Source organism: Campylobacter sp. CNRCH_2014_2849, from assembly GCF_025772845.1.
In the GTDB taxonomy this organism is placed as follows: domain Bacteria; phylum Campylobacterota; class Campylobacteria; order Campylobacterales; family Campylobacteraceae; genus Campylobacter_D; species Campylobacter_D lari_D.
The window spans coordinates 117,053-125,911 of sequence record NZ_JAKMSW010000007.1 but is presented as its reverse complement, the minus strand read 5'-3'; the positions used below and the strand labels follow the sequence as shown (position 1 = coordinate 125,911).

4 protein-coding genes and 1 tRNA gene are annotated in these 8,859 nt (G+C 28.5%); 3 read left to right on the top strand and 2 right to left on the bottom strand.

Going from position 1 to position 8,859, the window contains the following annotated elements:
* Window positions 1–59 precede the first annotated feature (59 nt).
* Window positions 60–146 (bottom strand) — tRNA-Leu (locus L8X33_RS06360).
* Window positions 147–304: 158 nt separating this feature from the next.
* On the opposite strand from L8X33_RS06360, the gene flgL reads away from it, so the two are divergent.
* Together flgL and L8X33_RS06350 are read left to right on the top strand one after the other, a co-directional pair.
* Window positions 305–2,527 (top strand): flagellar hook-associated protein FlgL, encoded by a 2,223-nt coding sequence (gene flgL / locus L8X33_RS06355; RefSeq protein WP_263666523.1) that lies wholly within the window; start codon window positions 305–307, stop codon window positions 2,525–2,527.
* 353 nt (window positions 2,528–2,880) lie between these two features.
* Window positions 2,881–5,409, top strand: a complete 2,529-nt coding sequence (locus tag L8X33_RS06350) for a DNA translocase FtsK (protein WP_412175229.1) — start codon at window positions 2,881–2,883, stop codon at window positions 5,407–5,409.
* On the opposite strand, the gene mltG is transcribed toward L8X33_RS06350, so the two are convergent.
* Window positions 5,410–6,363 carry an endolytic transglycosylase MltG gene (gene mltG, locus L8X33_RS06345; RefSeq protein ID WP_133318850.1) on the bottom strand — a complete coding sequence of 318 codons (954 nt, stop codon included), beginning with the start codon at window positions 6,361–6,363 and terminating at the stop codon, window positions 5,410–5,412.
* On the opposite strand from mltG, the gene L8X33_RS06340 reads away from it, so the two are divergent.
* The gene (locus L8X33_RS06340) at window positions 6,350–8,851 is read left to right on the top strand and encodes an AsmA-like C-terminal domain-containing protein (protein WP_263670254.1); all 2,502 of its coding nucleotides are present in this window, start codon (window positions 6,350–6,352) and stop codon (window positions 8,849–8,851) included. The two genes, mltG and L8X33_RS06340, sit on opposite strands and share 14 nt — an antisense overlap.
* The last annotated feature ends 8 nt before the right edge of the window (window positions 8,852–8,859 follow it).

Below are 8,859 nucleotides of genomic sequence, written 5' to 3'. Positions count from 1 at the left end.
CTTTTTTAATATTTTGAATATAATTTGCCAAAAAATAACATTTGGGAGTAAAAAACAAATGGTGCCCGAGGTCGGACTCGAACCGACACAAGGTTGCCCTTACCAGATTTTGAGTCTGGCGCGTCTACCAGTTTCACCACTCGGGCTTTTTGAAAGTTTTAAAATAATTAAATAGAATATGGGATTATACTAAAAAAAAATTAAAACAATATAAAATATTTTATATAAAAAATTTAAATATCATTAAAATTTGGAACTTTTTTTGCTTGTAAATAATTAAAAAATTTATTTGCGGAGCAAAATAATGAGAATTAGCAATCAGTATAATTACTACACTTCTATACAAAACTACACAGATGGTCAGTCTTTGCTTAATAAATATAATTTGCAGCTACAAACAGGTCAGCTTATTCAGCATTCTTGGGAAAATGCAAATGTTTATATTAATGGCTCAAGATTAGAATATGAGATGGCAAACATAGGTCAAATAGTTCAAGGAACTCAATCTGCTATGGAGCTAGCAAAAAACACAGATACTGCCTTGAAAAATATCACAGAACTTTTAGAAAAATTTAAAACATTACTCACAAAAGCTGCAAGTGATGGTAATTCTCAAGAATCAAGAGAGGCTATAGCAAAAGAACTCAAACTTGTAAGAGATTCTATTGTAAATATTGCTAATACTAGTATCAATGGGCAATATCTCTTTGCAGGATCAAATAGTGCAAATAAACCTTTTGATAATTATGGAAATTATACTGGGAATAAAGATAATATTTTTGTAGTAAGTGGTGCTGGCACCCAAATTCCTTATAATATACCTGGATGGGATTTATTTTTTAAGCCTGATTCAAATATCAATAAAATTATTTCAACAAATGTTTCTTTTACTGATGCTCGTTATCCGGACAAAAAAGAATTTTTAACCGGAGAATCTAAATTTTCACATTTAATAGGCCAAAACTATGTTCAAAATGGAGAACTTGATCCAGATAAAAATTTTCAAGATAGCTATGATGAGAAACTTCCTTTCCCGCATTCAGCTATGTATATTCAAGGCGTTAGACCCGATGGAACAAGTTTTAAAGCTACTTTAGATATAGATCCTGATGCAAAAATTGAAGATGTATTAAAAAATATTGGAAGATTATATGGAAATACAGAGGGAAATGAGGTTGTTAAAGTAGCATTAAATGATAGCGGACAGATAGAAATAAAGAGTTTAAAAGAAGGAAGTAGTTCTTTAGATTTTCATGCTGTTGCTTTAACTCCACAGCTTCAAGATGCAGAACAAATCAAAGCCTTAAGTGCTGCTGCTCAAAGAGAAGGTATTAGCATGGAGGATGTAACCAATCGTATTATGCAAGCAGCACACGGAGGAAATTTAAATAACACTAGAAATCCAGTAACAGTAGAAGTTGGCGGCGAGCAATTTACTGTAAACTTGCACAAAACAGATTTTATTAAAAGTAACATCAATGGTGATAAAACTAATGGGGCTAGTTATGATGTGCCTTTCGAAAAAGATGGAAATACTGTTTTTGGCAATGTTTCTCAAGTGATTAAAGGTACAAGTGAATATGCTACTGATAGTACAAAGTTAAGTGAAGTTGTAGCAAATGCCAATGGAAGCATGCAAGGTCAACAACTCCAAATGGAAATTGTTTCTAAAAGTGGACAAACTTATAATGTAACTATAAATTTGGAAACTTCAACTGTAAGTTATGTTAATCCAAACAATCCTAATCAAACTATAAGTTTTCCTATTACTCACTCTCAATATAATGAAAATACAGGTAATGCAGTGGGTATGCAAACAAGACCTGAAGATATTACTTATGGCCAGTTAAATGATATTATCGGTATGTTTGCAAGTGATAATGTTCCCACAGCAACTATAAATGCAAATGCAAATGGTACTATTAATAATAATGATTTTCAAACTATCCAACAAGACATAGCTGATTCTAAAGGTTTTGTTGAAGTTAGTATGGACTATAAAGGTCGTATAAGTATTACTGATAAATTTTCAAGTAACACTAATATAGGTCTTACTATTAAGGATTCAAATTCAAATAGCGGTTTTCCTCCAGCAGGTACTTCTGTAAATGGATCAGGTTTTGTATTTAGTGCAAATAATTCTTTAACTATTGATGATCCAAATGTTGATTTGATTAAAGATTTAGATGAGATGATAGATGCTGTTTTAAATGGCAGTATGAGAGCTGATTCAGAAGGAAGTGATCCTAGAAATACAGGTTTACAAGGGGCTTTAGAAAGAATAGATCATTTGCAAGATCATGTTAGAAAAATGCAAACAACCATAGGAGCTTACACTAATAATATAGAAGAGACAAATAAAAGAATGACTTTTTTAAATATCAATGTAGCTTCTATTAAAAGCGGTGTAACTGATGCTGATTATGGGCAAACTTATATGCAGTTTATGCAAACTATGGTATCTTATCAAGCTATGCTTTCGGCTACTTCTAAAATTTCTCAAATTAGTTTATTAAACTACTTATAATTTTTTGATATAATAGCTTTTTTCTTTATAAAGGATATATTATAAAAAAAGAAGCTATTTTTGTTATTTCTAATATTTTTATTTTTTATTTTTGCTTAAGTGCTTTGATACCCGATCAAGCTTTAGTAAGTATTATAGGGTATTCCTTGGTAAAACTTAGTTATTTTTTATTTGGATCATTGACTAAATTTTACCCTTTTGTCTTTTTTTGGTTTAATTATCTTTTGTATAAAAATAACTATAATTTTGAACTTATAGAGCGTAGATTTAGTGTGGCTGTTTTTGCTTGTATTTTTGCTTCACTTATTTTTGCTTCAGCGTTCTTGCAAGATAAAGGCTATATAGCCTCTGCTATGTTTGTAATCTTAGATGGACTTTTTGGAAAAATAGGAAGTTTAATCTTGGTGATTTTGCTTTTAGCTTTTGCTTTTAGTATTTCTTTTCCGCAAATTATCAAAGAGGTATTTAAAATAGAGCTTGATTTTGATTTTTATTTAAAACTTGAAACTTTAATTAAAAATAAAATTTTTGGCTTTTTTGGTGGCGATAAGTATGAAAATGAAACTAAAGAAGAGCAAGAAAAGCTCAAACAAGAGCTTTTAATTAAAGATAAAACAGAAGAACTTATCAAGGAAAAAGAGCTACCAAAAAAAGAAATCCAAGAGAATAAAAAATTTAACCTTGAAGATTTAAAAAATCAAGAATTAGAAGAGGTTGTGATTAGTGAAGAGGATAAAAAGCTAGGTTCAAGTTATATTCATGAGCTTTCAGAGCCTATTGCAAGTTTTGCTCAAAAAGCTAGTCAAATAAATATAAAGGAAGATGAAATGACCCCTGAAGAGTATTTATTAAAATACAAAAATAAAAGTGAAGATATTTATACTCAAACTTTAAAAAGTAAAAATTTAGATGAACCAAGCTATAAAAGACGCAATATGGATTTAAACGAAAACAAAGAAGAGGTGATAGAAGAAAATTCTTTGTTTGCCAAAGAGCTTAAAGAGCGTGAGCAAATGCTACAAAAAGCTAAATTGCTAGAAGAATATAAAGCCTTGCAAAAAGAAAAAATCTTAGAAGAGCTTAATGAGGATTTTAAAAAAATTGAAGAATTAAATGCTATAGAAGCACAAAAAGAAGCTGAGTTTAAAAAAATTCAAAATAAAACTAGCTTTTTAGGGGTAAAAGAATTTAAAGATGAAGATTTTATTCCACAAAATAAAGTAAAAGAACTTGATTTTAGTGAAGATGATTTTGCCAAGCCTATTAGTATAGAAGAGCTAAGAAGTAAAAGAAACTATGAAAGTCCTTTTGTAGTAGAAGAAGCACAAAATGAAGTTAAAGAAGAAAAAATTCCATTTGAGATTACCCAAGAGCCTATAATAGAAGTAATAGAAAATAAAACACACCATTCTATCACTAATGAAGTGAGTGAAAATAAAGCTTTATTAAAAGATCTTGACTTTGGGAATTTTGAAAAACCAAAAGATTTTTCTTTACCACCCTTAGATTTTTTAACTATGCCAAAAGAAGGCAAAAGCGAGATAAATGAAGAAGAAATAGATAGAAAAATTTATGATTTATTGGAAAAATTAAGACGCTTTAAAATAGGTGGAGATGTAGTTAGAACTTACACAGGTCCTGTTGTAACTACTTTTGAATTTCGCCCAGCAGCAGATGTTAAAGTAAGTAAAATTTTATCATTACAAGATGATTTAGCTATGGCTTTAAAAGCTCAAACTATAAGAATTCAAGCTCCAATTCCAGGTAAAGATGTAGTGGGAATTGAAGTTCCAAATGAAAAAATCGATACGATTTACTTAAGAGAAATTTTAGAAAGTGAGGTATTTAAAAATTCTAGCTCACCTTTAACTATAGCTTTAGGTAAAGATATAGTAGGCGATCCTTTCATCACAGATCTTAAAAAGCTCCCTCATCTTTTAATAGCAGGAACTACAGGAAGTGGTAAAAGTGTGGGTATAAATTCTATGCTTTTATCTTTGCTTTATAGAAATTCGCCAAAAACCTTAAGACTTATGATGATAGATCCTAAAATGCTTGAATTTAGTATTTATAATGATATTCCACATTTACTTACACCGGTAATTACTGATCCTAAAAAGGCGGTAAATGCTTTATCAAATATGGTGGCTGAAATGGAACGCAGATATCGTTTGATGGCTGAAGCAAAAACTAAAAATATAGAAAATTATAATGAAAAAATCAAAGAGCAAGGTGGAGAAATTTTACCATTTATTGTAGTGATTATCGATGAGTTGGCTGATTTAATGATGACAGCAGGTAAGGATGTAGAGTTTTATATAGGTCGTTTAGCACAAATGGCAAGAGCAAGTGGAATTCACTTAATCGTAGCTACACAACGCCCTTCAGTAGATGTTGTTACCGGTGTTGTAAAAGCAAATTTACCAAGTAGAATTTCTTATAAAGTAGGGCAAAAGATAGATTCTAAGGTTATTTTAGATTCTATGGGGGCTGAAAGTTTATTAGGGCGTGGAGATTGTTTATTTACTCCTCCTGGTATGAGTGGTTTAGTGCGTTTGCACGCACCTTTTGCAAGTGAAAATGAAATCGAAAATATTGTAGAGTTTTTAAAAGCTCAACAAGTAGTAGAATATGATGAGAGCTTTTTAAAAGATGATAGTCAAGATGGAGCTTATAAAAGAAGTGAATTTGATGATGGAGATTTAGATGAGCTTTATGAAGAAGCAAAGGCTGTAATCTTAGAAGATAGAAAAACTAGTATTTCTTATTTGCAAAGACGCTTAAAAATAGGCTACAACCGCGCAGCAAATATTATAGAACAACTTTCACAAACAGGTGTTTTAAGCGAACCTGATGCAAAAGGCCAAAGAGAAATTTTATAATCAATTTCTTATTGCCTTGTTATGATCTTTTAAAGTAGAGGTAAAAATATGCTTATTGGTTTTTTTATCTCTTACAAAGTATAAATATTCTGTTTTAGCAGGAAAAATAGCTGCCTTAATAGCTTCAAATGAAACATTACACACAGCTTCTTTTGGTATGCCATTAAATTTATAAGTATTGTAAGAACTATTATCTGATCTTATTCTTTGTGGAGTGATTTTTTCATGAGAGTATTTTCCATAATTTAATGTCCCATCCATTTGAAGCTTCATGCCTTTTCTTAAGCGATTTCTAATCACAGATGAAACTATAGGCATTTCTTCATTACTCGCTGCTTCTTTTTGTATAATGGAAGCAATGATGATATATTCATGCCATTTTTTTTCATTGTATTCTCTAAAAATTTTATAAGAAAGTTTTTTAAATTCACTTGCAGAGTAAGCCAAAAGATATTTTACTAAAAGCTCTTCTGTAATGCCTTTTGGAATTTTATAAGTTTCGGGAAAAAGCATACCTTCTTTAAAAGGGCTTTGTTTGTAAAATTCTTGCATTAAGGTTTTGGCATTTAAATTTAACTTTGGTGCTAATTCTTCAAAGAAAATTTCAGTCGTTTCCCCAGGAATTAAAGTAATAGTTTCAAGTGCTGCCTTAGCGACGGTAAGCTTATGTAAAAATTCAGCTCTATTTAGTTCTTTTGTGCCTATATTTATCCAGCCAGATTGTGGATGGCCTAAAAAATATAAAGTATATTTATCAATATTGCTCATTTTATAGTTATTTTTATCTAATTGCGTTATAATCTTACTAACAGAACCTTGTGGTATAAAAACTACAGAGTTTGTTTTTATAGGTAAAAGTAGATAATAAAAAATGGATAAAAGAAAAATTAAAATCAAATCACAACATATTAAAAAAATTCTTAAATTTTTAGCATTACCTATGATACTTTTCATTGTTTTGTTTATTTACCTCAAAAATGGAATTTACATAGAAAAATTAGAAATTTCTTCTATTAATTTGGAGAAATTATATATTAAATTAGATAAAAAACTCATTTTAAATGCAAAAAAAGTTATAGTAAATTCTCAAAATCAACACACTCAAAATGAAACTAGTGCGAGTAAAGCTGTACAGCTTATCAAAGATGTAAAATATATTTATTGGTTTTTTCAAGAAATCAATATAGATGAAATTTTTGTTAATAACTATCCCGTGGAATTAATTTATAAAAATAATCTATTTTTTGTAAACAGTAAAAATCTTTTAGTAAAAGTCAATTTAAAAATTAGTGATAAAAATATACAAGCTAATATTGATAATTTTCTTTTAAAAGATCATAACCTTAGTGTAGTTGGCTCTTTACTTATCAATCCTAAGACAAAATTTTATACTTTTAAAGGAGAAATTGATAGTGATTTTTTAAAAAGTGATGTCAAATTCTCACTTAAAAGAGAAGAGATTGCTTATGAATTAGAAAATATAAGCTCAAATAATATTTCAAAAATTTTTGATATTTTAGTGGAAAATGGAGTGCATTTGCCTTCTAATCTTGCTCTTTGGGTGGGCGGTAAGGTAAAGGCTGATTTTTATTTTATAGAGAAATTAAATGGCTTTGCAGATTTTGGAAAACATAGATATTATTTGAATGATATTAGTGCTAAAGGTTATGTAAATAATTTGAAGGTGGTTTTAGATAAAGGTATAGATCCTATCATTAGTCCTTTTGTAAGGCTTGAATTTAATAAACAAAAACTAGAATTTATCTATGATAAATTATATTTTAACAATTACAATCTCAATCAAAGTCAAATTTATATAGACAATATGCTAAATGAAAAAGCAGGAATTTATATACGCATAAAAAGTGACAATGCTAGAGCTGATTATAGAGTGAATAAAATTTTGCGTTTATATGATATAAAATTACCATTTTTACAAAACAATGGTATTACAAAGACTGATTTAGTTTTGAAAATTCCTTTTGAACACCCTGAAAGAATTTCATATAAAGGAAATTTTGATATTGTAAATTCTAATATAAATATAAGTGACTTTAAAGTCATACAAGCAAATATTGATTTACAAAAAGATAAATTAGAGATTAAAAATGCAAGTGTACAAAGTGAATTAATCAGCGGTGATTTTAATGCAAGTATTGATTTAAAGCAAAAAAAAGGTAATTTTAAGACCTTTATAACAAATTTAAAATTACCACAAGATAGCTTAAAAATGGAAAATAAATTTCTTGATTTAGATCTTAACTATGATAAAAATATCAGTTTATATAATAAAGAGCTTACTACGACTCTAAATTTTGACCAAGGTATGTCTGTTTATGTTGCTAAGCTTGCAAAGTATAAGACTTATTCTAAATTAATGCAAAAAAATAATGTGCATGATGGAGAGTTGTCATTAGATACTTTAAATTTTAAAGATTTTGATGTAGATATAAATAATACCACTTTTGAATCATTTTTACTCTATAAGGATAATAATCCTTATGAGTATGATAGTTTTAGTATAAAAATAAAGGGAGAAGATTTTAATTTAACTAGCGCAAGTGGTAGTGTTTTTGCACAAAAAGACAATGATGATATTAACATTACTTTAAATAATGTTAATTTATTATTTTCAGAACAAGATACAGAAAATACACTAGATAATCTTGAAAATTCAAATTACAATATCAGTGCTAAAAATATAGATTTGATCTTAAAAGATTTTAACAAAACTTTAGATTTTGATCAATTTAATGCTAAAATCAAAAAAGACTATATAAAAGCTTGGGCTAATAGAAATGAGTCTAAATTTGAGCTTTTGCTTAAAGAAAATCAAATGCAAATTAGAGCTTTAAAAATGGATGATGATTTTCTGAATACTTTTATGCGTCAAAATGTTTTTGAAAAAGGCGAGTTTAATCTTTATGTAGATGGTAATAGTACTGATTTTTTTAAAGGCAAATTTTTATTTAAAGATACTTATTTAAAAGATTTAAAATTTCATCAGCAACTCTTAAGTTTTATTGATACAATACCTAGTTTGATTTTATTTAAAGCCCCAACTTTTAATGAAAAAGGTTTTAGTGTAGAAAATGCTGGTATAAGTTTTAATCGCAAAAAAGATCTTTTTGAAATAGATGCGCTAAATTTTAATGGTGATAGTGCAGATATTTTAGGTCAAGCTAAAATCAATTTAAGAAGTAGTCAAGTGGATGGTTTATTAGAGCTTAGAACGCTAAAATCAGCTAGTTCGGTTATTTCTAAAGTTCCAATTATCAATCAAATTATATTAGGCAAAGACAGGCAAATTAGCACACAAATTAAACTAGGTGGAACAATTGATAATCCCGAGTTTAAAACTCAACTTATCGCACAAAGTTTGCAACTTCCTTATCATTTGATAAAAAATATTTTTGAATTACCGACAAATTTAGTTAAATAATACCACAA